Consider the following 613-nt stretch of genomic DNA (forward strand, 5'->3'; position numbering starts at 1 on the left):
TCCGTCGCGATCAGCCGGCTGCGGCGGATGTTGCGGCTCCTGAGCTTCGCGGCGCAGATCCTGAGCGCTTCGACGGAGCGCTCCATCGCCTCGTCCGACAGCCGGCCGCTCGCGCCGAGCCCCTCGCCGAGCCGCACGATGCGCGAGAAGGCGTCGACGACGCGGAACTGGCCCGGCCGGGTGGGCTGGGCGACGAGAAGGCGGCAATTGTTCGTGCCGAGATCGAGCGCCGCATAATAGGGCTGGTTGCCGCCCCACGCATCGGCATCGCGCGCATGTGCGCCGTGGGCGGGACGGCGCTCGGCCGCAGCCCCGGATCGCGGATCGGCGCCGCGCGCCTCGTCCCGTGTCCGGTCCTGGGGGCGCGGCTGGTGCTGGACCACAGAGCCGGTCTCGGCCGGACGGGCCGAGTCACGTTCGGTTCCCGGCGGCTGCGCGGCCGCGCCGTCCCCGGCACGCGCCTTGAAGCGCCGCCGGTTGCGACCCTTGCGGCGGCTGCCCGACGGCGCGGCTTCCGCATATTTTTCCGATTCGCGCTGGCCGACCGGGCTCAGCGGCCGTATCCGGCCCTCGCCGTCACCCTTGCCGTGGCGTCGACGCTTCTTGCGGCGGG

1 protein-coding gene is annotated in these 613 nt (G+C 74.2%); it reads right to left on the reverse strand.

The genetic code is table 11. The features are described 5' to 3' along the window. The coding region (locus LXM94_RS25985) for a Ppx/GppA phosphatase family protein (protein WP_408015707.1) at positions 1–613 on the reverse strand (613 nt) is incomplete at both ends.

It is taken from the genome of Rhizobium alarense (assembly GCF_021555155.1).
Classification (GTDB): domain Bacteria; phylum Pseudomonadota; class Alphaproteobacteria; order Rhizobiales; family Rhizobiaceae; genus Rhizobium_D; species Rhizobium_D alarense.